The following is a 26,809-nucleotide window of genomic DNA, read 5'->3' as shown; positions in this document are numbered from 1 at the left end:
AAAGAGGAAATCCACATGGCTTTCACCAACGATGAGGTCCTCGCCGGCCTCGCCGAGCTCGTGACCGACGAAACCGGCATCGACAGCTCCGAGGTCGCGCTCGAGAAGTCCTTCACGGACGACCTGGACATCGACTCGATCTCCATGATGACGATCGTCGTCAACGCCGAGGAGAAGTTCGGCGTCACGATCCCGGACGACGAGGTCAAGAACCTCAAGACCGTCAAGGACGCGGTCAACTTCATCGTCGCCGGCCAGGAGTAACACCTGACGGATGCCACCCCCGCACCCGCGGGGCGTGGCATCCTCCTGCCCCCTCACCTAAGGAACCACACGCACATGACCAAGCGCATCGTCGTCACGGGCATCGGCGCCACCTCCGCCATCGGCGGCACCGCGCCGGAGAACTGGACCAACCTGCTCGCCGGAGTCTCCGGTGGCCGCTCGCTGGAGCACGACTGGGTCGCCGAATACGACCTCCCCGTCACGTTCGCCGCCGAGGCCATCGTCCGCCCGGAGACGGTGCTGGCCCGCCCGCAGGCGAAGCGTCTGGATCCGTCGTCGCAGTTCGCGATGGTCGCGGCCATGGAGGCCTGGGAGGACGCGGGCTCCCCCGACGTCGACCCGGAGCGCCTGGGCATCGACTTCGCGACGGGCATCGGCGGCGTGTGGACCCTGCTGGACGCGTGGGACACCCTCCGCGAGAAGGGCCCGCGCCGCGTCATGCCGATGACGGTGCCGATGCTCATGCCCAATGCGGCAGCGGGCAACTTGTCGCTGCACTTCCAGGCGCGCGCCTTCGCACGAACGGTCGCATCGGCCTGCGCCTCGAGCACGGAATCGCTCGTGAACGCCTACGAGCACCTTCAGTCCGGGCTCGCCGACGTCGTCATCGCCGGCGGCACCGAGTCGGCCATCCACCCCATCACGGTGGCGTCCTTCGCGTCCATGCAGGCACTGTCGCGTCGCAACGACGACCCGGCCACCGCATCGCGCCCCTACTCCGTCGATCGTGACGGGTTCGTCATGGGCGAGGGCGCCGGAGTGCTCATCCTCGAGACCGAGGAGCACGCCAAGGCGCGTGGCGCGAAGATCTACGCCGAGCTCGTCGGCGGTGGAGTGACCGCCGATTCGTACCACATCACCGCGAACGACCCGGAGGGCCGCGGCGCCGAGCGCGCCGTGCGCCTGGCGCTCGAGGTTGCCGGTCGCACTCCCGACGAGATCACCCACGTCAACGCGCATGCGACCTCGACCCCGGTCGGCGACCCGAACGAGTACATCGCGCTGAAGAACGTCATCGGCGATCGCGTGCACGAGATCCCGGTGTCGGCCACCAAGGCGTCGACGGGTCACCTGCTCGGCGGTACGGGCGCTCTCGAGGCGATCTACACGATCCTCGCCATCCGTGACCGCGTCGCTCCGCCGACGATCAACATCACCACGCAGGACCCCGAGATCCCGCTGCGGGTCTCCGGCGATGCGCAGCCGCTGGGCGACGGCCCCCAGCTCGCGATCAGCAACTCCTTCGGCTTCGGCGGCCACAACGCCGTGGTGGCGTTCACGGACTACGAAGGCTGATGGACGCGGTCCCCGCGCACGACGCCTTCTGGGAGAAACTGCGGCGGGCTCGTCCCGACCTGCCTGAACCCGTCCCCGAGGCATGGGCGTTCGGTGCGACCCCTGAGCACGCCGACGGTCTCCTCGAGCTCGTCCTCGCCGGAACGAAGACCGGGACGGCGTCGTCGATCTGGGACTACGAGGCCACCGGGGACCCCCTGCCCGTCGTGGGCGAGTTCAGCATGATCCTGGACGGCTCTGGTGTTCCGCGTGCCGTGATCGAGACGACCGACCTGCAGACCGTGCCGTTTCACCGGGTGCCCGAATCTCACGCGCACGCCGAGGGGGAAGGCGATCGGACGCTGCGACATTGGCGCGCCGTGCACGAGCGCTTCTGGCGCGAGCACTCCGAGAACCCGCGCGGTTTCGAGCCGGACATGCCGGTTCTCTGCGAGCGATTCCGGCTGGTCCATCCGAACTGATGGCGGGCGCAGGCCGAACTGATGGCGGGGCGCGGGCCGAACTGATGGCGGGGCGCGGGATTCGCGTTCTCAGCCGCCGGGATGAACACCGGCCGCCGATACTTGCGCCTCCCCGCGCCCCGAGCTGTGCGTCAGCCGACCTTGTGCAGCCAGACGACGCTGGCGTCGTCGCTGGCGTGCCGGAACGGCTCGAGCTCCTCGTCCCATGCGGAGCCGAGGGCGACGTCGAGTTCGCGCTGCAGTTCGATGGCGCTGCCCGCTGCGATCTCCATCGCGTAGCGGATGCGGTCCTCGCCGACGACGATGTTGCCGGCGGCGTCCGTCTGCGCGTAGTGGATGCCGAGATCGGGCGTGTGCAGCCAGCGCCCGCCGTCGCTGCGCGGTGTCGGGTCCTCGGTGACCTCGAACCGGAGGTGCTCCCATCCGCGGATCGCGGTCGCGAGAGCGGCGCCCGTGCCGACCGGGCCGTCCCAGTAGAACTCGGCGCGACGAGAGCCCTCGAGCACGGGCTGGTCGGCCCAGTCGAAGTTCACCGCACGACCGATGGCGCGTCCGACCGCCCATTCCAGGTGCGGGCAGAGCGCGCGAGGTGCGGAGTGGATGAACACCACTCCGCGTGCGTATGCCGTCGCCATGATCTCTCCGTTTCATCAGGTGCGTCTTCCCCTACGACCTGATCCACGAGAGTGGCGTTCTTGTGCGGTTATACCGCGATTATGACGCAGAAACCGCCGAATCACAAGCGTGTGATTCGGCGGTTTCCGTGCGGGGTGTCAGACCTCGAAGTGCGTCAGGCCTCGCTCATGGCGAGCTTGGCCTGCTGGCCCTTCGCCGCGTAGTACGCGGCTCGTGCGGCATCCTTACGGGCCTGCTCGGCGTAGCCGGCCTCGAGGACGTCCTGCGGGACCTCGACGTTCGGCACGTCATCGGTGCCGTTGTACTTCTCGATGTAGGCGTCCAGCTCGGGGCCGGAAGTCCACGAGGTGATCAGGCAGTAGCGCGGCTCGGTGCCGACGTGCGTGGCGGCGTGCCACAGGCGCTGGGTGTCGACGATCAGCTGAGCCCCGGCGGGCAGAGCGATGCGGTACTCGATGCTCGGGTCGGTGCGGTTCTCACGGAGGACGAAGAAGCTGTCCTTGTCGTCGGTGAGGTTGAAGAACCCGCGGACCACCCAGCCGGTGCCGTCGGGGTTCAGACGGTTGTTGTCGTCCTGGTGGAGGTTGTAGAGGCACTCGCCGTACGGCGTCGGCTGCAGCTCGATCACGCGGCAGCGTCCGACGTTGGCGCCTGGCTCCTGCGCGCGACGGGTGAGGTTGGGCGCCTTCTCGGTCTGCGAGGGGATCCAGACGCCGTCCTTGTCGGTGCGCGGCGGCTTGTGGTTCCAGAAGCCGTTGCACTCGATGTCGCCCTTGGCGCTGGCCAGCGGCGCGAAGCGGGTGTCACCGGAGGACTTCCAGTCGTTGTACTCGATGTCGAGCCACTCCTGGGGGTCGAGCTCCTGGTTGTAGCTGTCGAGGACGACGAAGCCCTTGTCCTCGAGCGCTGCGGACTTGATGTATCCCATGATCGAGTCATGTCCTTTCATCGGGGGCCAGCACGTTTTAACAGGCCCTGATAAGGCGAGCCTAACATCGGGCTCCTCCGACGCCCCTGGACGCGGCCGTGAAAATCCGCCCCCGACTAGACTCGTTCACGGCGGAGCGTCCGCAGCCGCCGATGTGAGGAGCTGAAGCGAACAACATGGCGACCGCCACGAATGTCGAAGCGAACGCGGTGAACACCATCGATTGGCTCTCCGCTCCCGGCACCACGATCGTCGTGCCGGTGTATCAGCGCCAGTACCGCTGGGACATCGGCGGTTGCGAGCGGCTGCTCGCCGACATCCGCGCCGTGGCGGCAGCAGGCGACGCGCATCGCCACTTCATCGGCTCGATCCTCTCGGCCGAGGACGACGCCGACAGCGACCTCATCCTCATCGACGGACAGCAGCGCCTCACGACGATCATGCTGCTGGTCGCAGCCCTCCACCACACCGTGCAGGACAGCGACCCGGTGATGGCGGACGCGCTCGAGCGCGTGATCGTGCGCGCCGACGACAGCACCCGCACGAAGCTGCGACCGCACGACGCCTGGGCAGACCTCTACGAGTCGGTCGTCCTCGACCGCCGGGACGACGCCGAGCGGGAGTCGCGTTTCGACGACAACTACGCGTTCTTCCGAAGCCAGGTGCACGCGGACGAAGCGCCGGCCATCTGGCGCGGCCTGCAGCGGCTCGAGCACGTCTCGATCACCCTGGGCGCGCAAGCGAACGCCCAGCAGATCTTCGAGAGCCTGAACTCCACCGGCGAGCCGCTGCGCGATCACGAGCTGATCCACAACTACATCCTCATGGGGCTCACGCACGCGGAGCAGCTCGATGTCGAGGAACGGTTCTGGCTGCCGATCGAGCAGCACACCGGAGAGATGATCGGCGCGTTCTGGCGGCACTACCTCGTCATGACGACCGGCCGGGAGGTGTCGGCGGACGGCGAGCACGGCGTGTATGCCGCGTTCCGGCGCTCGTTCCCGAGCGTCGACGTCGCGCATCTCCAGGCGGATGCCGAGGTCTGGCGCCACTACGCCGAGATCTACGGCATCCTGCTCGATCCCTCGCGAGAGAAGGACGAGGAGATCCGCCGGCAGCTCGGGTACATCAACACGTTCGGTCGTGCCGCCTACCCTCTCGCGATGAGTGCCTACAGCGACCACGTCCGAGGGCTGATCCCTCGCGAGGAGCTCCTCGAGACGCTCGAGTGGACGCAGGCGCTCTACCTGCGCCGAGCGCTCGTCGGGCTGCCCCCCGAGCGCCTGATCGCCCGCCTCTGCCGCGCGCGGGTGGAGGGTCGCGGAGCCCTGATGCGCGCCTTCGCGCGCATCACCCCCTCGGACGAGCGCGTGAGCGCGGTGCTCAAATACGTCGAGCTGCCGCACGCGGCGTACGTGCTCGGGCGCCTCGAGGGCGTCGATGACACGTCCGAGGTCGACATCGAGCACATCGTCCCCCTCATGCCGAGTGAGGCGTGGTCCGGCGACGGCAAGCGCCGTTGGAGCGAGTACTCCGAGGACGAGCAGAACAGTCACCGCGCGCTGGCACCGACACTCGGGAACCTGACCCTGCTCGAACAGGGCCTCGCCGAGCGCGTGTTCGGGGCGTCGTTCGCCGACAAGCAGCGCGACGCCTATGCCCGCAGCTCCGTCGACGAGACGCGGGCTCTTGCCGATGCGGCCTCGTGGGGCACGGCGGCGATCACGGAGCGCACGGTGCGGCTTGCGGCATCCCTCCTGCGGATCTGGGCGCGCCCAGCGCTGCCTGAGATCGACGACGACGGTCTGACGCCCGTTCTGGATGCCGTTCGCCGGCGCGGGTGGCCCGCCGGATGGGACCGCGAATTCGACTACGTCGAGTACCGGGGCGAGCACTGGGAGGTCAAGGATGTCCGCGCCCTGTTCAATCGCGTCTTCCACCGGGCGTGGACGGACGACCGGGAGTCCGCCCTGGCCTACAGTGCTGCCCATGGCGGGCCGATCTACGCCGGCACGGCATGGAAGGGTCACTGGGATGCACTCGACGAGACGCACTTCCTCTACATGGGGTGGGACTCGAACTACATGATGAACGCGCTCCAGGGTGTTCTCGAGGAATCCGGGATCGCCGCAGAGGTGTTCGTGAAGTACTCCTATATCGGGAACGTGATGTGATGCGGCAAGATGCTCCTATGGACTTGGAGTTCGCCGACCTCGCTCTCGGCTGGGACGAGGACGTGCCCGTGGAGTGCGAGTGCGATCACGGCGATGAGGAGGCGTACGCTCCGTGCGGGCGCCGGGCCAAGTGGCGTGTGACGATCGACTGCACGTGCGGCGAGGACCATCCGCGCACGGTCGAGCTGTTGTGCACCAAGTGCCTGCGCACCGCGCGCAAGGACCTCGGGAACGAGGCCATCACGGCGCGGCCGCTGTAGCGGACGTTCGGTAGGGCGGGTGGGACTTGAACCCACGATCGTCGGGTTATGAGCCCGCTGCCTTGACCAGCTTGGCCACCGCCCCCTAGCGATTCCACTCTAACGGAGCGGTACCCCCTGCTCGTGCGTCCGCAGGTGCTCGTGGTAGATCTCCGCGTTGCGGATCAGGTCGGCGCGCTCGTCCTCGTTCAGCTCCCGCCTGACCTTCGCCGGCACCCCGGCGACCAGAGAGCCCGCGGGGATCTCGGTGCCGCCCAGGACGACGGCCCCGCCGGCGATCAGGCATCCGCTGCCGATGACCGCGCCGCTGAGGATGACCGAGCCCATTCCGATGAGGGACCCGTCTCCGATCGTGCAGCCGTGAACGACCGCGTTGTGCCCGATCGAGACGTTCTCGCCGATCACGACGCCGTGGCCGCTGTCGACGTGCACCGAGACATTGTCCTGGACGTTGCTCCCCCGCCCGACGACGATGCCCGCCGAATCGCCGCGGAGAACCGCGTTGTACCAGACGCTGGAACCGGCCTCGAGGGTCACGTCGCCGACGATGCGCGCTCCGTCGGCGACGAAGGCGTCCTCGGCGATGTTCGGGGCCCGCGAGGCAAGGGCGAGGAGGGACGCCGACGACGAGATGCTCATAAGGCGAGACTATCCTGACTTCGGCGTGATTCCGCGGATTTTCGGGCCGCTAAGCCCAGCCTTTGCTTGCTTGCGGAATGCTCCAGGCTGAGTAGCGTTGCATCCATCAGGCATCGAAAAGCCGTACTGGAGGAAGAACAATGAGCAAGGCGCAGACCGTTTCTACCACCGTGAGCGACCCGACCGTGGCAACCGCCGCGGCGCAGTTCCTCACCCCCGTCGTCCTCGGGCTCCAGGCGCTGACCATCAGCGGAAAGCAGGCGCACTGGCACGTCCGCGGCGCCAACTTCATCGGCGTCCACGAACTCCTCGACTCGGTCGTCACGAACGCCGGCGGCTTCGCCGACGCGGCCGCGGAGCGCATCGTCGCCCTCGGTCTCCCGATCGACGCACGGGTGAAGGCCGTCGCCGAGAAGGGCGCATCCTCCGCCGTGCCCGCCGGCTTCACGCAGTCGGCAGAGCTGATCCGCAACGTCATCGCGGACATCGATGCGATCCTCGTCGACACGAAGGCCGCGATCGATGGTCTCGACGAGGTCGACCTCACGAGCCAGGACGTCGCGATCGAGATCATGCGCGGCCTCGAGAAGGACCGCTGGTTCCTGCTCGCTCACATCGCGGAGTAAGCACCGCGCTTCACTGTCAACAGAAAACGGCACCGGTTCTCCGGTGCCGTTTTCTGTGGTCGCTCAGCCGACGCCGTTCTCGATCGCTGCCTTCAGCGCTGCGGTGTACTGCGGGGCGAGTGTGTCGACGAATGTCACAGTGAGGTGGTCCTGGTCGCGGTAGAGGTTCGCGCCGCCCACGACCGGGAAGCACGTGTCGTCGTCGCAGTACACGTCGGTGAAGTCGAGCAGTGTGACGCCTTCGGCGCCGTCGGCGGCATCCCGGATCGGGTCGTGCTCGACGAGGACGTCGGAGCGCGCACCGTTGCAGTCGGCCTGCGGACGTGTCCGGAGGCACTTGTTCGGGTCGGTCTCCCATCCGGGATTGTCGACGACGGTGACGACCGGGATGCCACGGTCCGTCATGGTCGACCACGCCTCCCGATACCCGGCGACGGCGGCATCGAACGCCGAGTCGTGGCCGGCGGCCGCGTACGGCGTGTTCGAGATCGCTGCGGTGAAGACCGCGTCGAATTCGCTGTCTGCGAGTTCCGACTCGACGCCGGCGCGCCAGTCCGCACAGGCAGCGCCGAACGATCCGGCGGTCGACAGCGGCGTCGTGTTCCAGGGGCACGCGCCCTTGAAGTACGTCGTCAGGTGCCAGCCCTCACGATCGGCGATGCTCTCGAAGGTGGACAGCAGCTGGTAGGCGTGGCTGTCGCCGACGAGCGCGATCCGCGGCGCATCGGCAGCGTCGGAGCCGAATTCGCACGACACGGGGCGCGAGTCGTTGAGCTGGATGAAGCACTGCGGTTCGTCCGGCCGGTCCGCGCCGGCGAACCCGGGTGCGGGCAGGATCGTGTCGGGCGCGTCTGTGGTGCAGGATTCGTCGAGGACGCTCGCCGCCCCGAAGCACGCCGGCGGGTTCTCGCGCACGTCCTGGATCGCCTGCACGCCCTGCTGGTACGTCGGAGCATTCACCGCCCAGCCGCCTGCGGCGACGGCTGCGACGAGGATCATCGCACCCAGCGAGGCCCAGAGCGTGACGCGCGGCCTGCGGGACGTCAGCGGCTTCCAGGAGCGGACGGGATCCTCAACGAACCGCTTGGTCAGCCAGGCGAGCACGAAGCAGATGACCAGCAGCACGACGCGGTGGTAGATCGTCAGGCCCCAGAACGGCACGGACGGCGCGATGATGATGAGCGGCCAGTGCCAGAGATACAGGCTGTACGAGATGTCGCCGGTGAACCGCATCGGACGGATCGCGAGGAGCCGGGTGGGATACCACCAGCGCTCCGTGTTCGATGCCGCGATGATCGCGGCGGCGCCGAGCGTCGGCAGCAGCGCCATGTAACCGGGGAACGGCGTCTGCCCGTCGAACGTGAAAGCGGTGTAGAGCAGGACGAGGATGCCCGCCCAGCCGAGCACGAAGCTGAGGACCGCGTTGTCGACGCGCAGGCGCGGGACGAGCGCGATCAGTGCGCCCACTCCGAACTGCCACATGCGCCCGAACGTCACGAAGTACGCCGGCGCTGGGTCGGTGATCGTGTAGACCACGCAGAAGATGAACGACGCCGCCGAGACCACGCCGATCGCGATGATCGCCGCGCGCAGACGGGATCCTCGGAAGAACTTCACCGCGATCCATGCGGCGAGCAGCATGATGAGCGGCCACAGGACGTAGAACTGCTCTTCCAGCGAGAGCGACCAGTAGTGCTGGACGGTCGTGGGCTCGCCGGTGAGGGCGAGGTAGTCGGCGGAGTTGAACGCCAGGTACCAGTTCTCGACGTAGAACGTCGAGGCGAGGATCTCGCGCACCTCGGCGGGCATCGCCGACGTCGGAGTCAGCAGCGGCGTGGCCGCGGCCACAGCGCAGAACAGCAGGACCAGGAGCGACGCCGGCAGCAGACGCCGAGCGCGGCGCGCCCAGAACTGGCCGAGGTTGACGGTTCCCGTCGAGGTGAGCTCGCGTGCGAGGTGCGCCGTGATCAGGAAGCCCGAGATGACGAAGAAGATGTCGACCCCGACGTATCCGCCGCTGAGGCGCCCCGGCCAGAAGTGGTAGAGCACCACGAAGAGCACCGCGATCGCGCGCAGGCCCTGGACATGCGGGATGAAACGGCTGGATGCGGCGTGCTCCGCAGATCGGTCGCGGCGGCGCTGGGCGCGGGAGGACGGAGAGGTCTGCGGAGCGGATGTCACCCTATGACGGTACCTGGTGCATCGCGGAACCCATGACACCGCCCCGGGTCGTAGCGCCGTGTTCAGAACGGCGCAGGTTCGGGGATGCGTTCCTGCACGTCGTCGAAGGTGACGCTCGTCGCCATGCCGGGTGGCCGGTCGACGTGGATCCTGCCGGTGGGGCTGGTCCATTCCAGGCTCCCACCGCCGAGTTGTCGGACCTTCCACGGGGTGCAGTGCTTCGTGACGTGATGTCGCCGGCACAGGTCGGAGAGATTGCCGACCTCTGTCGCACCGCCCAGCGCGTAGTCGATGGTGTGGTCGCCGTCGCACAGTCGCGCGAGCATCCGGCACCCGGGGAACCGGCAGCGACGATCCCGCGCTCGCAGGTACCGCCGCATCTCGGCGGACGGCCGGTACCGGTCGACGGCGAGAACGGATCCTGTGACCGGATCGGTGAGCACGCGATCGAAGCCGGGCGCATTGCCCGTGAGGATCCGCGCCGTCGCAGGATCGATCGGACCGACGCCTTCGAGATGCGCTGCCGCCGCGTGACCGTCGGCATCCGTCAGCGTCAGCACCGGCACGGTCACGTCGATATGCGCCGTGATCTCGCCGAGCAGGCCGTCTTCTGTGCTGTGCCCCGTCGGCGCGCCCGTGAGCACGAGATCGGCGAGCAGATCGAAGCGGAGCTGAGCGGTGGTGCGCTGATCGGCGAATTCGTCCGCCGCGATCCCATCGGCGGTCTTCGCGTTGTCTGCCTTCACGGCCGCAGCCATCTGCGTCAGCCGATCGTGCTCTGCGTGGATGATGGCGCTCGGCCCGTACTGCACGAGTTCGGCCATGCCGTCTTCACGCGAACGGACCCACGCGCCCCGCTTCTCGCGCGCCTCGCGATGCCGCTCGGTGAACGAGAGCTCGCGCATCTGCTCCGCAGTCTGCTTGACGAAGGGGCGAAGCCGATTCGGCGACTCCGCCTCGGCCCGCGGCACGACCGCCGACTCGAACCGCGCCCGCGCCTCGGAGGTTTCGATCGGGACTCCGGCTTCGAGGATGATGCGCACGTGCGACAGCGAGATGCGCCCGGACCCGAAGGACGCTGCCGTGCGCGGGAAGTCGCGCACGAGCAGCGCAGCATCGCCCATCTGGCCCTCGACGACGCGGTCGCTGATGCGCAGGACGGCGGCGATCTCGGCTGCCACCGCCCGATGCGCCAGCTCACGCGAATCGACGGAGTCGAAGGGCTCGTCGTCGGCGATCCGCGCGGCCGTCGCGAGCATGGCAGTCTTGACCGCGACCAATTGGTTGATGGTCTGATCGACCGACGCGATCGTGCCGACGAGGTCGTCAAGGAGAGCGTTGAGCTCCGGTGACGTCATCGCTTCGGTGGCCATGCATCCATTCAACTCGGGGCCACCGACATTTGAATACAGATTCGACTCCAACCTTCAACCTCAGGTTGAAGTCGGTTCACCCCGAGTGCGTGACCCGCCCGCCGAGCAGAGTCGCCACCACCGGCATTCGGCGCACAGTCCCCTCCGATGCCGTGTGCGGATCCGCAGCGCACACCACCAGATCGGCGCGCTCCCCCGGCCTGACGGCGCTCCGGACACTCGCACGGATCGCCTCGTCGAACGAGAGACGCTCCTCGGCATGCCAGGCATCCCGCTCGTCGTCGGTGCGGTGCACGGCCGCGGCGATCGCCTGCCACGGATCGAGCGGCGCCACGGGGGCGTCAGACCCCAGACGCAGCTCAACCCCCGCTCGGAGCAGAGTGGCCATCGGATAACCGAGTGACGTCTGCTCCGCCCAGTAGGCGCCGGCCAGATCGCGGTCGTCCAGGGCGTGCTGGGGCTGGATGCTCGCCGAAAGACCCAGTCGTGCGATGCGCGCGACGTCCGCGTGGCGGACGAGCTGCGCGTGCTCGATGGTCCCGGTCGCTCCGGTCGTCGTCACCGCGTCCAGCGCCGAAGACACGGCACGGTCTCCGATCGCGTGCAGAGCGACGCCGAGCCCGTTCCCGGTGGCGCGGGTGAGCAGATCGACGAGCTCGTCCGGCGAGACGTTGAGCACGCCGTGGTCGGCCTCCTCGCCCGGGTACGGCCGCGAGCACGCCGCCGTGCGCGTGCCGAGCGATCCGTCCGTGATCACCTTGAGCGAGCCGACGTGCACGAGCCCGTCGCATCCGTCCAGGGCCTCACCGGTGCGGAGCCCCTCCGCGATCGCCCGCGAGAGATCCGCCGGGTACACGGCGAACTCGACGCGCTGCGAAGCGAATCCGCCGTCGACGCGACGCCGCCACGCGTCGGCGTTCCAGGCCAGGTCGAAGTCCACGAGACCCGTCACGCCGCGCGAAGCCGCCACGTCGCCGGCCGCCGCCACCGCCCGATCGCCGCGGGCTGGATCGACGGCGTTCAGCCGCTTCGAGATCTCGAAGGCATCGTCCTCGCGCAGCATTCCGTCCGGCGAGTCGAAGCCTTCGCGCGCGAGGGCGGCCGAGTTCAGCCAGACGCTGTGCACGTCGGCGTTGATGAGGTACGTCGGCGCAGCGCCTGTCGCGGCATCCAGGACCGGCAGCGACGGCGCGTCCGGCCACAGCGCATCACGGAATCCGACGCCGATCCGGCGACCGTCCGCGAGCGGTGCCGCCGTCGCCATGCGCGCCGCGGCATCCGCCGCCGACGTCGTCTCCCGCAGCGCGACGCGCTCGGACGCGAGTGCCCACTGCAGCGTGTGCACATGGTTGTCCCACAGACCGGGCACGACCCAGGAACCCTGCGCGTCGATCGCCTCGCCTGCGACCGGAAGCGCTCCGGCAGGAGCGATGTCGACGATGCGCTCCCCCGCCAGGTGGATGTCGACGGGCTCATCGCTCGGCAGATGCTCCTGCCCCGGCCCGACGATCCGCGCATTCCGGATCGCGGACACTCCGGCCGATGCCGTCATGCCTGCTGCGCCCGTGCGGCCAGGCGAGCATCGTGCGCGCGCCGCATCTCGGCCGCCAGCGCGGGATTCGGATGGGACTCATCGCGCGACAGCTCGAGGATCACGTTCTCGATGATCTCGTCGGGCTTGTTCTGGCTGAGCTTGCGCTTGGCCGTCACCCGCGTGGGCGTCAGGCGGAACCCGATCGTTCCCGCTTCGAGCCGGCGCACGAACGCCTCGTCGTTGGGCGGCGTCCACATGCCGCGCGGCGACGGGAAGCGGTTCTCGAAGTGGTCGACGAGATGCTCCAGGACCCGGAGATTCTCCTCGGCATCCAGCACCTCGGGGACCCCGGACAGGTGCACGGCCACGTAGTTCCAGGTCGGGACGGCGGCCACGTCGCCGTACCAGCCCGGAGCGATGTAGCCGTGCGGGCCCTGGAAGATCACCATGAGCTCCTGCTCGGGCCGGCCGAGGCCCAGCACCAGGTCATCCGGGCGTCCGACGTGGCCGACGACCGTGAGGTCGTCGCGCTCCGGGTCGAGCAGGATCGCGTAGTGCGACGCGGTCATGCCGGCGGCATCCCGACCGACGAGCGTGGCCCACGGATTCTCGCCGATGACACGGCGCAACTCGGCCACATCGGTCATCGCGAAGCTCGGATTCTGGCGCATGGCTCCAGCCTAAGCGCCAGGCGAGGGCAAGAGCCGAGCGGGGCTCAGCGCTGCTTCGGCAACGGGATGGCCTGCGTCTTCCACTCGTCCCAGCCGGGTGTGCCGGCCATGAACGCGTCGATCTGCTCCTGCGATGCCTCGAGCTTCGGATCGTTGCGCAGATACTGCTTCGTCTCGCGCGCGATCAGGCCCGACAGCACGAGCAGGCCGATGAGGTTCGGCAGCGCCATCAGCCCGTTCATGACGTCCGAGAACGCCCACACCACTCCGAGCTGGACGGTACATCCGATGAACACGACCAGGGAGAACACGATGCGGAACGGCATGACCGCACGACGCCCGAACAGTCGCTCGACGTTCCGCTCGCCGTAGTACGACCAGCCGAGGATCGTGGAACCGGCGAACATGACGAGACCGATCGTGACGATGTAATGGCCCCATTCACCGGGCAGCCCGTGTGAGAAGGCCTCACCGGTCATGAGCGCCGCACTGATCTGCTTGCCCGTCTCGGGGTCGGTCATGTTCCAGACGCCGGTGGTGACGATCACCAGACCCGTGCACGTGACCACGATGATCGTGTCGATGAACGTCTGCGTCATCGACACGAGACCCTGGCGGACCGGGTGGCTCGTCTTGGCGGCCGCCGCCGCGATGGCGGCCGAGCCCATGCCCGACTCGTTCGAGAAGATCCCGCGCGCGACGCCGAACTGGACGGCGATGATGATCGCCGAGCCCGCGAAACCGCCGATCGGCGCCGTGCCCGTGAACGCGTCGGTGAAGATCAGGCCGAACGCGGCAGGCACCTCGCCGATGTTGGCGATGAGGATGTACAGCGCGCCGAGCACGTAGAAGATGATCATGATCGGCACGAGACCTGCGGTCACGCGGCCGATGGACTTGATGCCGCCGACGAGCACGATCAGCGCGAACGCGGTCAGCACGAGACCGGTGACCCAGGTCGGCACGCTGAAGCTGTTCTCCATGTTCGTGGCGATGGAGTTGCCCTGCGTCATGTTTCCGATGCCGAAGCAGGCGAAGACCGCGGCGATCGCGAAGAACAGGGCGAGGACCTTGCCGAAGCGGTTCGGGATACCGCGTTCGAGGTAGTACTGCGGACCACCGCTCTTCTCGCCCGCGTCGTCCGTCTTGCGGAAACGGACGCCGAGGAACGCCTCCGAGTACTTCGACGCCATGCCGAGCAGGCCCGTGATCCACATCCAGAACAGCGCGCCGGGGCCGCCGATGCCGATCGCCGTCGCGACGCCGACGATGTTGCCCGTGCCAACGGTGGCGGCGAGGGCGGTCGTGAGCGCCTGGAACTGCGAGATGTCGCCGTCCGAGCCCGGATCCTTGCGCTTGATCAGCCCGAGACGGAGCGCGGCGCCGAGCCGGATGAACTGCAACCCGCCCAGGCGGATCGTCAGGTACAGCCCGGTCCCCAGCAGTAGCGGGATGAGGAGCCACGGGCCCCAGATCCAGCCCGAGAGCGTTTCCAGAGCTTGCTGAAGTCCGGTGAGATCCATGAGGCTCCTGTCAGTCCCGCGGTGCAGAGAACAGGCTCCACCTAATCACGCCTGGCAGCGGGGACACCAGTACAGCTTGCGCGCGCCGAGTTCTTCGAGCACGATCTCCGTGCCGCAGGTCCGGCACGGGAGTCCTGCCCGGTGATACACCCAGTGGCGGTCGTCGCGGCTCGCCATCGCGGCGCGGTAATCCTGCGGCGACAGGTCGTCCATGGTCATCATCTGGCCGGTCTCGACGCCGATCGGCAGCAGGTGCGCCCAGTCGCGCCAGAGCTCGCGGACGAGCTCCTCCGGCACCTGCTTGCCCGGGGTGTACGGGTTGAGCCGGGCGCGATAGAGCATCTCGGCGCGGTACACGTTTCCGATGCCGCTGACCACCGACTGGTCCATGAGCAGCAGGGCGATCGGCACGCCGCGACGCCGCACGGCACGCACGAAGCGCTCCTCGTTCTCAGCCGGATCGCCCACGAGCGGATCCGGACCGAGCTTCGCCACCGTGGCGAGCATCTCGTCCGGCGTCTGCAGCTCGCAGGCGGTGGGCCCGCGCAGGTCGGCGGCGGTGATGTCGGTCATCAGCCGCAGCCGTACCTGGCCGACGACCGGGGGCGGCCACTGGGCGCCCTCGTCGGCGAGCCCCTTGGTCTGCTCCGACATGCGCACGTGCACGCGGGTGCGGCGCGGTGCGCCGATGGATGCCAGTGAGTTCTCGCCGGCGTCGTCGAGGATCGCGGCATCCAGATCGGTCCCGCGCTGGTTCGTCTGGCCCATGCGGCCGTTGGCGGAGGCGATCGTCGGATCGAGCAGGATCTCGCCGGCGAAGTCCCACGCTCCATAGAGTCCGAGGTGCACGCGCAGCCAGAGGTCGCCCTCGGTTTCGAGGAACATCTGCTTGCCGACGGCCTTGACGCTCACCGCTTCGCGTCCGTCCAGAACCGCGGCGCCCTCGGCGAAGCGCCCCTGCGGACTCGACGCCTGCATCGTCTTGCCGACGAAGTTGCGGTCGAACTGCCGGGCGATCCGGTGGACGGAGTGACCCTCGGGCATGTCAGGCTCGCGGGTCGGGCAACAGGGATCCGTCGCGCTCGAATTCGGCGAGCTGCCTGATGCGACGGACGTGCCGCTCGTCGCCGGAGAACGGCGTGCCGATGAAGCGCTCGATGAACGAGACGACCTCCTCGAAGCTGTGCTGACGGGCGCCGATCGAGATCACGTTGGCGTCGTTGTGCTCGCGGGCGAGCTCTGCCGTCGAGAGGTTCCAGACGAGGGCGGCGCGGATGCCCTGGACCTTGTTCGCCGCGATCTGCTCGCCGTTGCCCGAGCCGCCGAAGACCACGCCGAGAGCGTCGACACCCGCCGACTGATCGGCGACGACGGCCTGCGCCGCACGGATGCAGAACGCCGGGTAATCGTCGAGAGCGTCGTACTCGACGGGTCCGTGGTCGACAACCTCGTGCCCGAGCGAGCGCAGATGCTCCTGCAACCGCGTCGAGAATTCGAGGCCGGCGTGATCTGTGGCGATGTGGATGCGCATGCTGACCATCCTAGAAGCGCCGACGGACGCGCCCGTCAGGGGGCGATCCCGGCGGCTGCGGGCTTGAATCCGAGCCGCACGTTCTCGCAGTCGCCCGGGCGCGTGACGTCGTACCAGGGGCCGAGATCCGTGAGGTGCGGGCGCTCAGCAGCGGGTGTCCCCTCGACGCGCTCGAGGACGAGGTCGATGAGCCCCGAGACGAACGCAGGGTGGATGCCAGGCGTCTGAGTGCGGACTGCGGGGATGCCCACCTCGGCCGCGGACTCGATGGCCTCGGTGTCGAGATCCCAGAGCACTTCCATGTGGTCGCTGACGAAGCCGAGAGGAACGATGACGACGGCCTTCGCGCCCGCGGCCGGCAGCTCCGCGATCACGTCGTTGATGTCGGGCTCGAGCCAGGGCTGGGTGGGCGGGCCGGAACGCGACTGGAAGACCAGTTGCCAGGGGACGGTCGCGCCCCCCGTCACAGCGCCGAGCTTGTGGACGATGTGCTCGGCGACGGCGCGGTGCTGCGCGACGTATGCGCCGCCCTCGCCCCAGTCGATATCGCGGGGGCCGGAGCGCTCGGCATCCGCCGTCGGGATGGAGTGCGTCGAGAAGAGGACGTGGATGTCGGATGCCGCGATGCCCTGCTCGAGGAACGACGCGACCGCGGCATCCACCCCTTCCTGGAAGGGAGCGACGAAACCGGGGTGATCGAAGAACAGCCGCACCTTGTCGGCGGTGACCCGGCCTTCGAGGCCGGCATCCGTGATCGCCCGCGCGATGTCCTCGCGGTACTGACGATCGCTGGAGTACGAACTGTAGGCGCTGGTGGCGAGCACGAGAAGAGTCTTGTGCCCCTCGTGCGCCGCTGCGGTGAAGGCGTCCTCGAGGTAGGGAGCCCAATTGCGGTTGCCCCCGTAGACCGGCAGCTCGATGCCGCGCGAGGCGAGTTCGGCCTCGAGCGCCGCCTTCAGCTGACGGTTCTGCTCGTTGATCGGGCTGACGCCCCCGAAGTGACGGTAGTGATGGGCGACCTCTTCGAGACGCTCGTCGGGAATGCCGCGGCCACGAGTCACATTGCGCAGGAACGGGATGACGTCGTCCTGGCCCTCCGGGCCGCCGAAGCTCGCGAGCACAAGAGCGTCGTAGTCGACCGGGGTCTCGACGAACTCGGCGCCGGTGGCGGCGGCCGGCGAGGCGAATGGAACAGGACTCTGATCGGGAGCAGTCACTGCTCCATCCTCGCATCTCGGCGCGCGCCCCCGCGCAGTCCTGGCGTAGGCTGTCATGGTTGCCGTCGGCGCCAGCAGCGTCGACCCGACGCGACACCCCCGAACCCCTGGGAGAAACAGCTGTGCCTGGAGAGAACCTCACCCGTATCGAAGCGCAGGAGCGCCGCGAGCTCATCGAGACTCAGTCCTACGAGATCTCGCTCGATCTGACCAAGGGCGCGGAGGTCTTCGGCTCGCGCAGCGTGGTGCGCTTCACCGCGAAGCCCGGCAGCTTCACCTTCATCGACCTGATCGCCCGCGACGTGCGCGAGATCTCGCTCAACGGCGAGCTGCTGGATCCCGCCGAGGTGTTCGCCGAGTCGCGCATCGCGCTGGCCGATCTGCACGCCGAGAACGTGCTCGTCGTCGACGCCGACTGCCTCTACACCAACACGGGCGAGGGCCTGCACCGCTTCGTCGACCCGGTCGACGGCGAGGTCTACCTCTACTCGCAGTTCGAGGTGCCGGACTCGCGGCGCGTGTTCGCCGTCTTCGAGCAGCCCGATCTGAAGGCCACCTTCCAGTTCACGGTCACCGCGCCCGACACCTGGAAGGTCGTCTCGAACTCCCCCACGCCCGAGCCCATCAACCACGACGAGAGCAGCACCGCGACCTGGGGCTTCGAGCCCACGCCGCGTATCTCGTCGTACATCACCGCGATCATCGCCGGCCCGTACGAGTCGACGTTCTCCGAGCTGACCAGCGCCGATGGTCGCGTCATCCCGCTCGGCGTGTATGGCCGCAAGAGCCTGTGGGAGCACCTCGACGCCGACTACATCTTCGACAAGACCCGCGAGGGCTTCGCGTACTACGAGGAGAAGTTCGGCGTTCCATACCCGTTCGCCAAGTACGACCAGCTCTTCGTCCCCGAGTTCAATGCGGGGGCCATGGAGAACGCCGGCGCGGTGACCTTCACCGAGACCTACGTGTTCCGCAGCAAGGTCACCGACGCCGTCAAGGAGCGCCGCGTCGTCACGATCCTGCACGAGCTCGCGCACATGTGGTTCGGCGACCTCGTCACCATGAAGTGGTGGAACGACCTCTGGCTGAACGAGTCGTTCGCGGAGTGGGCGTCGACGATCGCCACGGCTGAGGCCACCGAGTGGACCGAGGCGTGGACGACGTTCAACGCGATGGAGAAGACCTGGGCGTACCGCCAGGATCAGCTCCCCTCCACCCACCCCATCACGGCCGAGATCAACGATCTCGAAGACGTGCAGGTGAACTTCGACGGCATCACGTACGCCAAGGGCGGATCCGTCCTCAAGCAGCTCGCCGCCTGGGTCGGTATCGACGCGTTCTTCGCCGGCGTCGGCCAGTACTTCCAGAAGCACGCCTGGGGCAACACCGAGCTCAGCGATCTGCTCACCGAGCTCGAGGCCACCAGCGGACGCGAGCTGACGACCTGGTCGAAGAAGTGGCTCGAGACCGCCGGCGTCAACACCCTCTCTCCCGTCATCGCCGACGACGCCGACGGCGTGATCTCGCGCTTCGCGATCACGCAGACCGCGCCGGCGGACTACCCCACCATCCGACCGCACCGCCTGGGCATCGGCTTCTACAACCTGGACGGCGGCGCGCTCACACGCACGCACTATGTCGAGATCGACGTCGACGGCGACCGCACCGAGGTGCCGGAGCTGCAGGGCCTGAAGCGCCCGGACCTCGTCCTGCTCAACGACAACGACCTCGCCTACGCGAAGATCCGCCTCGACGAGCGCTCGCTCGAGACCGCGATCGCGCACCTCGCTGACGTCTCGGACCCGCTCGCCCGCTCGCTCGTCTGGGGCGCCGCCTGGGACCAGACCCGCGACGCCGAGAGCGCGGCATCCGACTACATCGACCTCGTCCTGGGCAACATCGGCCGCGAGACCGAGTCGACCACGGTCCGCACCACCCTCGCCCAGCTGCGCACGGCCGCGAACCTGTACGTCGCCCCCGCGGCCCGTGACGCCGCACGTGCGAAGATCGCGGACGGCCTGTGGGATCTCGCCCAGGGCGCGCAGGCCGGCAGCGACAGCCAGCTGCAGTTCGTCACCGCGTTCGCCTCGTCCCTCGTCAGCGCCGAGCACGCCGGCATCGTCGGACGCCTGCGCTCAGGCGAGGAGACGCTGCCCGGCCTCGAGATCGACACCGACCTGTCATGGCAGCTGCTCGTCGGTCTCGCGTCCGTCGGAGCGACGGACGCGGCAGCCATCGACGCCGCACTCGCAGCTGACAACACCTCGAAGGGCGCCGAATTCGCCGCCCAGGCCAGGGCCGCGCTCCCCACGGCCGAGGACAAGCGCACGGCATGGGCATCGCTGGTCGACAACGCCGACCTCCCGAACACGATCGTCCGTTCCGCCGCGCTCGGCTTCGTGCACCCGAACAGCACCGAGGTCCTCGGCGAATTCGTGCAGCCCTACTTCGACATGCTCGTGCCGGTCTGGGAATCGCGCACCTATCAGATCGCGAACTACCTGATCGTCGGCCTGTACCCCACGCCCCTCGCGAACACCGAGCTGCGCGATGCGACCCGCGCGTGGCTGTCGGCGAACAGCGACGCGGCTCCGGCGCTGCGGCGCCTGGTCAGCGAGGGTCTCGCAGACGTCGAGCGCGCGCTGTCGGCACAGGCACGGGATGCCGAGGAAGCGTCCTGACTCAGGGTTCGCAGACCTCCGATCAGTAGGATCGAAGGGTGTTGGACATCCCGTTTGAGACCGCGCCCGCACCTCAGCTGCCGTCGTGGCTGGTGGACTTCTGGTCGCGCACGCTCGCCTGGCTCATAGAGGCCGGCGGGAATCTGCTGAACGTCCTGCTGATCATCGTGATCTGCGTCGCGATCGCGTTCGCTCTGCGCTTCGTGATCCGCCGGGTCGTGCACCGCATCGTCGACAGCGCGAAGTCGAAGGCCAACGTCGAAGACACGCAGGCGCTGGAGCGCTCGCCGCTGTCGGACATGCGGCTCGTGCAGCGCACCCGGACGCTCGGGACCATCCTGCAGAACATCGTGAACGTCACGGTCGGCATCGTCGGCATCGTGCTGATCACCCACGCGCTCGCCCCGGACCTCGTCGGCTCGCTCACCCTGCTCACCGCTGCTCTGGGCGCCGGCCTCGGCTTCGGCGCCCAGAACATCGTCAAGGACGTGCTGAACGGGCTGTTCATCGTCGCGGAGGACCAGATCGGCATCGGCGACATGGTCGACATGGGCCTCGCCTCCGGCGTCGTCGAGTACGTCGCCGTCCGGATCACGCACGTGCGCGACGTCAACGGCACGCTCTGGTACGTCCGCAACGGCGAGGTCACCCGCATCGGCAACATGTCGCAGGGGTGGGCTCGTGTTATCGTCGACATCGGCGTCCCCGTCGACGCCGACGTCGCGGTCGTCGAGGAGGCGCTGCTGGAAGCCGCGCAGGGGCTCGCCAAGGACCCGAAGTGGCGCACCCGTATCATCGAGCGCCCCGAGGTCTGGGGTCTGGAGTCCATGGACGGGGATGCTCTCGTCATCCGCGTCGTCATGAAGACGCGGGCGACCGCGATGGACGACGTCGCGCACGAGCTGCGGATGCGCCTCAAGGACGCCGTCGAGAAGCTCGGCCTCGCCGTCCCCTCTCTGGCATCGGTCGTGCCCGAGGGCTCCGCGGGCGCACGGCGTGTGCGCGGTGCGAACCCGCCCAAGACCCGCCCGAACGCCGTGACCGGTGTGCCTCCGGCTCGGGGCATCTGGCGCAAGAAGAACCCGAAGCAGCAGCCGGAGCCGCCGGAGTCGAAGCCATGACGTTCTACGACGAGGTCGGCGGGCAGGCGACCTTCGAGCGGATCGTCGACGTGTTCTATCGCGAGGTCGCCCTCGATCCCGTCCTGAAGCCGATGTACCCGGAAGAGGATCTCGGCCCCGCCGCCGAGCGGCTGACGATGTTCCTCGTGCAGTACTGGGGCGGACCTGCGACGTACGGCGAGCGGCGGGGGCATCCGCGGCTGCGCATGCGGCACATGCCGTTCCGTGTCGACCCCGACGCCCGGGACCGCTGGCTGCGCTGCATGCGCGTCGCCGTGGACGAGGCCGAGCTCTCGCCGCTGCACGAGGCGACGCTCTGGGACTACCTCGAGCGGGCCGCGTATGCCATGGTGAACACCATGGAGCGGTCCGGGATCGGCCCTGCTCCCGCCGGGCGGCAGACGCTCGAGACACGAAGCAGCAGTCAGGATTCGACGGAGAACGCATGACGACCGCCCCCTGTCCACAGACGTCCTGGTCATCGGATAGGGGTTGTCGGGGCTCGTCGCGGCGGCTGAGGCGACCGCCGGCTGGGCCGAGCGCGGCGGCTACGGCGCGTTGGGGCCCGGCAACTCAGTGCCCCGGTTCCACATCACGTGGGGCACCGGACCCGGCATCGTCGCCCCCTTCGAGGAAGCCGCGCGGCGCGCCGAGCATGCCGGGACGCTGACGATCCTCCCCCGGCACCGCGTCACCGAGCTGGTGATCGCGGACGGCGCCGTGGTGGCCGCTCGCGGCGACGTGCTCGCCGACAGCGAGGCCGAACGAGGCGTGACCTCATCGCGCGATGCCGTCGGCGACTTCGAGATCACGGCGGGCGCGACGATCGTCGCCTCCGGCGGCATCGGCGGCAATCACGAGCTCGTCCGCTCGGCATGGCCGGAGCGGCTGGGCACCCCGCCCGCGCACATGCTGTCGGGCGTGCCCTCGTATGTCGACGGCTCGATGCAGACGGTCTCGGCGGCAGCCGGCCCCGCCTGATCAACGGCGACCGCATGTGGCACTACGTGGAGGGGATCCAGAACTGGAACCCGGTCTGGCCGATGCACGGCATCCGCATCCTGCCCGGCCCCTCGTCGCTGTGGCTGGACGCCACAGGTAGGCGCCTCCCCGTTCCGCTGTTCCCCGGCTTCGACACGCTCGGCACGCTCGAGCACCTGCGTGCGACCGGCCACGACCACTCGTGGTTCGTCACGTCGCGGCAGATCGTCGAGAAGGAGTTCGCTCTCTCAGGCAGCGAGCAGAACCCCGACCTCACCGGCAAGGACGTGAAACTGCTGCTGAAGTCCCGCCTGGCGAAGGGACCGACCGGACCCGTTCAGGCGTTCCTGGACGAGGGGGCGGACTTCGTCGTCGAGAACGACCTCGAGTCGCTGCTCGAGCAGATGCAGCGGTACGACGGCGGCGGCATCCTCGACATCGACCAGGTGTGGCGGGAGATTCTCGCACGCGACCGGGAGATGGACAACGACTTCACGAAAGACGCCCAGATCGGGATGCTGCGGTCCATGCGCGGGTACCGGGGCGACAAGCTCATCCGCACCGCGGCGCCGCACCGTCTGCAGGACCCGGGTGCCGGACCCATGATCGCCGTCAAGCTGCACGTGCTCACCCGCAATTCGCTCGGAGGCATCAACACGGATCTGGCCGGTCGCGCCCTCGGCTCCGACGGCGCGGTCATCCCCGGGCTCTTCGCCGCGGGCGAGGCGAGCGGATTCGGCGGGGGCGGCGTGCACGGCTACCGCGCGCTCGAGGGCACCTTCCTCGGCGGATGCCTGTTCTCGGGGCGTCAGGCCGGCCGCGCCGCGGCGTGCTGAGCCTACTGCCCGGTCGCGGGGCCGGTCGATGCGCCGGTGGGCCGCACAGCGGTCAGACCGCTGGCGACGGGACCGCGTGCCAAAACGTGACCGCGGCGGAATCCGAGCCGGGTCCACCGACCCGACCGCGTCACGGGCACCTGCTCCTCCCCCGAGATGAATCCGAAGGCGTGGGCTGCGAACGCGACGCCGCGCGGCAGTCCGCCGAGGTGCTCATCCGGCTCGCCCCAGATCGCCGCGCGCAGCGCGCGGACGGCCTCTTCACCGGAACCGGGGGCGGCGCCGCGTGCGACGGCGGAGATGCCCCACTGCGCCCGCTCGGCCACCGTGGCGGCGCTGACGGCTGCCGCGCGCTCCCAACCGCCGCGCGGAGGTGAGACTCCGGCCCAGGCCGGTGACCGCCCCGTCTCAGGCAGACGCAGCATCCGCTCGTCGTCGTCACGGGTGAGCTCGTCGACGACGATGTCGCATTCGAGCTCGGGGTCGGCATGCACGATGCGCATCGCGAGGATCGTGGGCGTCTGGTCGAACAGTCCCTGCGGCGCGAGCGCCGCAGCGGTCAGCGCGAGAACACCGCCGCGCGCCTGCAGACGGACGCCATCATCCGAGATCTGAGCTGCACGCCCGACGAAGGTGAGCACATCGCTCGCGGTTCCGGAATCGGCGAGGACGAGGCGTGGCTGCACACGTTCCAAACTACCGGGTTCTCTACACTGGGAGGGTGCGATGGACGTCGCGGGGAGGAGCACCGATGAGCGCAGAGGCACAGGCTCGGGCATCCGTCGATCAACTCCTCGACGTGCTGGATCTGGATGCGAGTCGAGCAAGGACCACGGAGGACATCTTCACCGGCCGCTCGCACAGCATGCCGACCGGTCGCATCTACGGCGGCCAGGTGCTCGGGCAGTCGCTCCTCGCCGCCGAGCGCACGATGCCGCCCGACCGCGCCGCCCATTCGATGCACGGCTACTTCCTGCGCCCCGGCGACTCGGCGCAGGGCGTCACGATCTCCGTCGATCGCATCCACGACGGCCGCTCCTTCTCGACGCGGCGCGCCCAGGCCTATCAGAACGGCGTGCCGATCTTCTCGATGATCGCCTCATTCCAGGACGAGACTCCGGGGCTCGAGCATGCGGCGCCGATGCCGACCGGCATGCCGGATCCTGAGGACCTGTTGCCTGATGAGGAACTCGTCGGCGGAGCAGGAGCGACGGCCCTGCGCATGCTCACCGAAAGGCCGGTCGACACGCGGCACGTCCAGTCGCCGATCTACCTCACCGCCGACGGGGAGCGCGCGGCGCACCAGGCGGTGTGGATGCGGATGCGCGCACCGATGCCCGATGATCAGCGGCTGCACAGGGCCGCTCTCGCGTACCTCAGCGACATGACGATCCAGGAGTCGATCCTGCGTGCACACGGCGTCGCATGGGTCACGCCCGGCCTGAAGGTCGCGAGCCTCGACCACGCCATGTGGTGGCACCGCCCGGTGCGCGTGGACGATTGGATGCTGTTCGTGCAGAAGTCCCCGAACGCACGAGGTGGCCGGGGGCTGGCGACAGGGCGCATCTACTCCCGCGAGGGAGTTCTCGCAGCCAGCGTGACGCAGGAGATCATGATCCGCGTTCCGGAGGCCGGCTGACCGCCGCCGCTATCGGCGGTGGGCGTAGACGATCGGCTCGCCGAGGTAGGGGTCCCACGCCTCGCGCATCTCGTCCGTCAGGCGCGTGGGCCGGGCGGACTGCGCGTCCACGAGGACGACGACAGCCGTCGAGCGGGCGTAGAGGACGCGTTCGTCGTTCGACGGGTCGTTGAACACCTCGTAGCAGACCTCGATGCTCGAGCCGCCGAGCTTGCCGAACCACATCTGCACCTCGAGCGGGTGCCGCTGGTAGGGCACCGGGGCGAAGTACTCGATCTCCTGCCGGGCGATCAGCGTGAGCACACCCTGATCGATACCGGATTCCAGGACCGCCGTCTCCGGAGCCTCCTCCCCAGGGCCCGCCTTCCAGAACGCCCTCACGCGCGCTTCCTCGAGGAGTTTGAGCATCGAGGCGTTGTTGACGTGGTTGAACGCGTCCAGGTCACCCCACCGCAGGTGGATGGGGATGTGCAGGCGGTTTCCTGCGTGCGCGGCGTCAGTCACGAGTCAGCTTGCGGTGCGTGGAGCGGTGCGGGTTCGCGGCGTCCGGTCCGAGGCGCTCGATCTTGTTCTTCTCGTACGCCTCGAAGTTGCCCTCGAACCAGTGCCACTGCGCCGGGTTCTCGTCGGTGCCCTCGTAGGCGAGGATGTGCGTGGCGATGCGGTCGAGGAACCACCGGTCGTGCGTGATGACCACGGCGCAGCCGGGGAACTCGAGCAGCGCGTTCTCGAGCGAGCTCAGGGTCTCGACGTCGAGGTCGTTGGTCGGCTCATCCAGCAGCAGCAGGTTGCCGCCCTCCTTCAGGGTGAGGGCGAGGTTGAGACGGTTGCGCTCACCGCCGGAGAGCACGCCCGCCTTCTTCTGCTGGTCCGGGCCCTTGAAGCCGAATTTCGACACGTACGCGCGCGAGGGGATCTCGGTCTTGCCCACCGTGATGAAGTCGAGGCCGTCGGACACGACCTCCCACAGGGTCTTCTCCGGGTCGATGTTCGCGCGGGACTGGTCGACGTAGCTGATCTTGACGGTCTCGCCGATCTTCAGGTCGCCGCCGTCGAGAGGCTCCAGGCCCACGATCGTCTTGAACAGCGTGGTCTTGCCGACGCCGTTGGCGCCGATGATGCCGACGATGCCGTTCGGCGGAAGGCTGAAGCTCAGCCCGTCGATCAGGACGCGGTCGCCGAAGCCTTTCTTGAGGTTCTTCGCCTCGATGACGACGTTGCCCAGACGGGGCCCCGCCGGAATCTGGATCTCCTCGAAGTCGAGCTTCCTGGTGCGTTCCGCCTCGGCCGCCATCTCCTCGTAGCGGGCCAGACGCGCCTTGGACTTGGTCTGGCGGCCCTTGGCGCTCGAGCGCACCCAGTCGAGCTCATCCTTGAGACGCTTGGCGAGTTTGGCGTCCTTCTTGCCCTGGATGTCGAGTCGCTCGGCCTTCTTCTCGAGGTAGGTCGAGTAGTTGCCCTCGTAGCCGATGAGGCGCCCGCGGTCGACCTCGGCGATCCATTCGGCGACGTTGTCGAGGAAGTACCTGTCGTGCGTGATCGCGATGACAGCGCCCTTGTACGACTTCAGGTGCTGCTCGAGCCAGAGCACGCTCTCGGCATCGAGGTGGTTGGTGGGCTCGTCGAGCAGCAGCAGGTCGGGCTTCTGCAGGAGCAGCTTGGCGAGGGCGACGCGCCGCTTCTCACCACCGGACAGCGGTGCGATCGCGGCATCCCCCGGCGGGGTGCGCAGGGCGTCCATGGCCTGCTCGAGCTGGGAGTCGAGGTCCCATCCGTCCGCGGCGTCGATCTCTTCCTGCAACACGCCCATCTCGGCGAGGAGCGTGTCGAAATCGGCATCAGGATCCGCCATCTGCGTAGAGATCTCGTTGAATCGGTCAAGCTTCGCCTTGATCGCGACGCCGTCCTGGACGTTCTCGAGCACGGTCTTGGTCTCGTCGAGCTCCGGCTCCTGCATGAGGATGCCGACGCTGAATCCGGGCGTGAGCTTCGCCTCGCCGTTGGACGGCGTGTCGAGCCCCGCCATGATCTTGAGGATCGTCGACTTACCGGCTCCGTTCGGGCCGACCATGCCGATCTTCGCCCCGGGGAGGAACGACATCGTCACGTCGTCGAGGATGAGCTTCTCGCCCACCGCCTTGCGCGCACGAACCATCGAGTAGATGTACTCAGCCACCGAGAACCGCTCCTTCTGTCAGCGTCGAGAATCGACTCTC

General features: G+C 68.4%; 24 protein-coding genes, 1 tRNA gene and 1 pseudogene. 11 read left to right on the top strand and 15 right to left on the bottom strand.

Going from position 1 to position 26,809, the window contains the following annotated elements:
- Nucleotides 1-15 precede the first annotated feature (15 nt).
- The 3 genes from KEC56_RS10605 to KEC56_RS10595 all read left to right on the top strand — a co-directional run bounded on the left by KEC56_RS10605 (nucleotide 16) and on the right by KEC56_RS10595 (nucleotide 2,042).
- The gene (locus tag KEC56_RS10605) at nucleotides 16-264 is read left to right on the top strand and encodes an acyl carrier protein (RefSeq protein ID WP_227530919.1); all 249 of its coding nucleotides are present in this window, start codon (nucleotides 16-18) and stop codon (nucleotides 262-264) included.
- A gap of 75 nt (nucleotides 265-339) precedes the next feature.
- Complete coding sequence (locus KEC56_RS10600; protein ID WP_175986182.1) at nucleotides 340-1,581, top strand: beta-ketoacyl-[acyl-carrier-protein] synthase family protein; 1,242 nt, start codon at nucleotides 340-342, stop codon at nucleotides 1,579-1,581.
- Nucleotides 1,581-2,042 carry an ASCH domain-containing protein gene (locus KEC56_RS10595; protein WP_227530918.1) on the top strand — a complete coding sequence of 154 codons (462 nt, stop codon included), beginning with the start codon at nucleotides 1,581-1,583 and terminating at the stop codon, nucleotides 2,040-2,042. Before KEC56_RS10600 ends, KEC56_RS10595 begins: the two co-directional genes overlap by 1 nt.
- A gap of 131 nt (nucleotides 2,043-2,173) precedes the next feature.
- Here the strand turns inward: KEC56_RS10595 and KEC56_RS10590 are convergent, their stop codons facing one another.
- Complete coding sequence (locus KEC56_RS10590; protein WP_175986180.1) at nucleotides 2,174-2,677, bottom strand: DUF3145 domain-containing protein; 504 nt, start codon at nucleotides 2,675-2,677, stop codon at nucleotides 2,174-2,176.
- A 155-nt stretch (nucleotides 2,678-2,832) separates the two neighbouring features.
- The gene (locus tag KEC56_RS10585; protein WP_175986179.1) at nucleotides 2,833-3,606 is read right to left on the bottom strand and encodes a hypothetical protein; all 774 of its coding nucleotides are present in this window, start codon (nucleotides 3,604-3,606) and stop codon (nucleotides 2,833-2,835) included.
- A 176-nt stretch (nucleotides 3,607-3,782) separates the two neighbouring features.
- Here KEC56_RS10585 and KEC56_RS10580 point away from each other — a divergent pair, with 176 nt between their 5' ends.
- Together KEC56_RS10580 and KEC56_RS10575 are read left to right on the top strand one after the other, a co-directional pair.
- The gene (locus KEC56_RS10580) at nucleotides 3,783-5,780 is read left to right on the top strand and encodes a DUF262 domain-containing protein (protein WP_227530917.1); all 1,998 of its coding nucleotides are present in this window, start codon (nucleotides 3,783-3,785) and stop codon (nucleotides 5,778-5,780) included.
- A 17-nt stretch (nucleotides 5,781-5,797) separates the two neighbouring features.
- Nucleotides 5,798-6,040: a hypothetical protein gene (locus KEC56_RS10575; protein WP_175986177.1), complete on the top strand. Its 243-nt coding sequence runs from the start codon at nucleotides 5,798-5,800 to the stop codon at nucleotides 6,038-6,040.
- Between the two features lie 11 nt (nucleotides 6,041-6,051).
- Here KEC56_RS10575 and KEC56_RS10570 read toward each other — a convergent pair.
- Together KEC56_RS10570 and KEC56_RS10565 are read right to left on the bottom strand one after the other, a co-directional pair.
- Nucleotides 6,052-6,125 (bottom strand) — tRNA-Ile (locus tag KEC56_RS10570).
- 14 nt (nucleotides 6,126-6,139) lie between these two features.
- A complete protein-coding gene (locus tag KEC56_RS10565) occupies nucleotides 6,140-6,679 on the bottom strand; it encodes a gamma carbonic anhydrase family protein (protein WP_227530916.1) in 540 nt (179 codons plus the stop codon).
- 140 nt (nucleotides 6,680-6,819) lie between these two features.
- On the opposite strand from KEC56_RS10565, the gene KEC56_RS10560 reads away from it, so the two are divergent.
- Nucleotides 6,820-7,305 (top strand): Dps family protein, encoded by a 486-nt coding sequence (locus tag KEC56_RS10560; RefSeq protein WP_175986175.1) that lies wholly within the window; start codon nucleotides 6,820-6,822, stop codon nucleotides 7,303-7,305.
- A gap of 63 nt (nucleotides 7,306-7,368) precedes the next feature.
- Here KEC56_RS10560 and KEC56_RS10555 read toward each other — a convergent pair whose 3' ends face one another.
- The 8 genes from KEC56_RS10555 to KEC56_RS10520 all read right to left on the bottom strand — a co-directional run bounded on the left by KEC56_RS10555 (nucleotide 7,369) and on the right by KEC56_RS10520 (nucleotide 17,335).
- The gene (locus KEC56_RS10555) at nucleotides 7,369-9,486 is read right to left on the bottom strand and encodes an acyltransferase family protein (protein WP_227530915.1); all 2,118 of its coding nucleotides are present in this window, start codon (nucleotides 9,484-9,486) and stop codon (nucleotides 7,369-7,371) included.
- Between the two features lie 62 nt (nucleotides 9,487-9,548).
- Nucleotides 9,549-10,859, bottom strand: a complete 1,311-nt coding sequence (locus KEC56_RS10550; protein WP_227530914.1) for an HNH endonuclease signature motif containing protein — start codon at nucleotides 10,857-10,859, stop codon at nucleotides 9,549-9,551.
- A gap of 76 nt (nucleotides 10,860-10,935) precedes the next feature.
- Nucleotides 10,936-12,411: an amidohydrolase gene (locus tag KEC56_RS10545; RefSeq protein ID WP_227530913.1), complete on the bottom strand. Its 1,476-nt coding sequence runs from the start codon at nucleotides 12,409-12,411 to the stop codon at nucleotides 10,936-10,938.
- Complete coding sequence (locus KEC56_RS10540) at nucleotides 12,408-13,064, bottom strand: FMN-binding negative transcriptional regulator (RefSeq protein WP_227530912.1); 657 nt, start codon at nucleotides 13,062-13,064, stop codon at nucleotides 12,408-12,410. The genes KEC56_RS10545 and KEC56_RS10540 overlap by 4 nt, the downstream gene beginning before the upstream one ends.
- Before the next feature lie 44 nt (nucleotides 13,065-13,108).
- Entirely contained in the window at nucleotides 13,109-14,587 is a 1,479-nt protein-coding gene (locus KEC56_RS10535) for an alanine/glycine:cation symporter family protein (RefSeq protein WP_227530911.1), read from the bottom strand.
- Between the two features lie 45 nt (nucleotides 14,588-14,632).
- Nucleotides 14,633-15,631, bottom strand: a complete 999-nt coding sequence (locus KEC56_RS10530) for an Fpg/Nei family DNA glycosylase (protein ID WP_227530910.1) — start codon at nucleotides 15,629-15,631, stop codon at nucleotides 14,633-14,635.
- A gap of 1 nt (nucleotide 15,632) precedes the next feature.
- Nucleotides 15,633-16,118 carry a ribose-5-phosphate isomerase gene (locus tag KEC56_RS10525; protein ID WP_227530909.1) on the bottom strand — a complete coding sequence of 162 codons (486 nt, stop codon included), beginning with the start codon at nucleotides 16,116-16,118 and terminating at the stop codon, nucleotides 15,633-15,635.
- Between the two features lie 35 nt (nucleotides 16,119-16,153).
- Nucleotides 16,154-17,335 (bottom strand): ferrochelatase, encoded by a 1,182-nt coding sequence (locus KEC56_RS10520; protein ID WP_227530908.1) that lies wholly within the window; start codon nucleotides 17,333-17,335, stop codon nucleotides 16,154-16,156.
- A gap of 122 nt (nucleotides 17,336-17,457) precedes the next feature.
- Between KEC56_RS10520 and pepN the strand changes: the two genes are divergently transcribed.
- The 4 genes and pseudogenes from pepN to KEC56_RS10500 form a co-directional block, all read left to right on the top strand.
- The gene (gene pepN, locus KEC56_RS10515) at nucleotides 17,458-20,016 is read left to right on the top strand and encodes an aminopeptidase N (protein WP_227530907.1); all 2,559 of its coding nucleotides are present in this window, start codon (nucleotides 17,458-17,460) and stop codon (nucleotides 20,014-20,016) included.
- A 41-nt stretch (nucleotides 20,017-20,057) separates the two neighbouring features.
- Nucleotides 20,058-21,137: a mechanosensitive ion channel family protein gene (locus tag KEC56_RS10510; protein WP_227530959.1), complete on the top strand. Its 1,080-nt coding sequence runs from the start codon at nucleotides 20,058-20,060 to the stop codon at nucleotides 21,135-21,137.
- Complete coding sequence (locus KEC56_RS10505) at nucleotides 21,134-21,586, top strand: globin (protein ID WP_227530906.1); 453 nt, start codon at nucleotides 21,134-21,136, stop codon at nucleotides 21,584-21,586. Before KEC56_RS10510 ends, KEC56_RS10505 begins: the two co-directional genes overlap by 4 nt.
- Before the next feature lie 79 nt (nucleotides 21,587-21,665).
- Nucleotides 21,666-22,954, top strand: a pseudogene (locus KEC56_RS10500) (FAD-binding dehydrogenase); the annotation flags it as partial.
- 2 nt (nucleotides 22,955-22,956) lie between these two features.
- Here KEC56_RS10500 and KEC56_RS10495 read toward each other — a convergent pair.
- The gene (locus KEC56_RS10495) at nucleotides 22,957-23,640 is read right to left on the bottom strand and encodes a DUF8185 domain-containing protein (protein ID WP_175988695.1); all 684 of its coding nucleotides are present in this window, start codon (nucleotides 23,638-23,640) and stop codon (nucleotides 22,957-22,959) included.
- A 65-nt stretch (nucleotides 23,641-23,705) separates the two neighbouring features.
- Between KEC56_RS10495 and KEC56_RS10490 the strand changes: the two genes are divergently transcribed.
- Entirely contained in the window at nucleotides 23,706-24,593 is an 888-nt protein-coding gene (locus KEC56_RS10490) for an acyl-CoA thioesterase (RefSeq protein WP_227530905.1), read from the top strand.
- Between the two features lie 9 nt (nucleotides 24,594-24,602).
- Here the strand turns inward: KEC56_RS10490 and KEC56_RS10485 are convergent, their stop codons facing one another.
- Nucleotides 24,603-25,097 (bottom strand): acyl-CoA thioesterase, encoded by a 495-nt coding sequence (locus KEC56_RS10485; RefSeq protein WP_227530904.1) that lies wholly within the window; start codon nucleotides 25,095-25,097, stop codon nucleotides 24,603-24,605.
- On the bottom strand, nucleotides 25,090-26,769 hold the full coding sequence (ettA, locus tag KEC56_RS10480) for an energy-dependent translational throttle protein EttA (protein ID WP_227530903.1): 1,680 nt from the start codon (nucleotides 26,767-26,769) through the stop codon (nucleotides 25,090-25,092). Before ettA ends, KEC56_RS10485 begins: the two co-directional genes overlap by 8 nt.
- Nucleotides 26,770-26,809 lie beyond the last annotated feature (40 nt).

Source organism: Microbacterium tenebrionis (assembly GCF_020682665.1).
In the GTDB taxonomy this organism is placed as follows: domain Bacteria; phylum Actinomycetota; class Actinomycetes; order Actinomycetales; family Microbacteriaceae; genus Microbacterium; species Microbacterium tenebrionis.
Note: the sequence above shows the minus strand (reverse complement) of the source record. Positions and strands in the feature narration are given on the sequence as shown.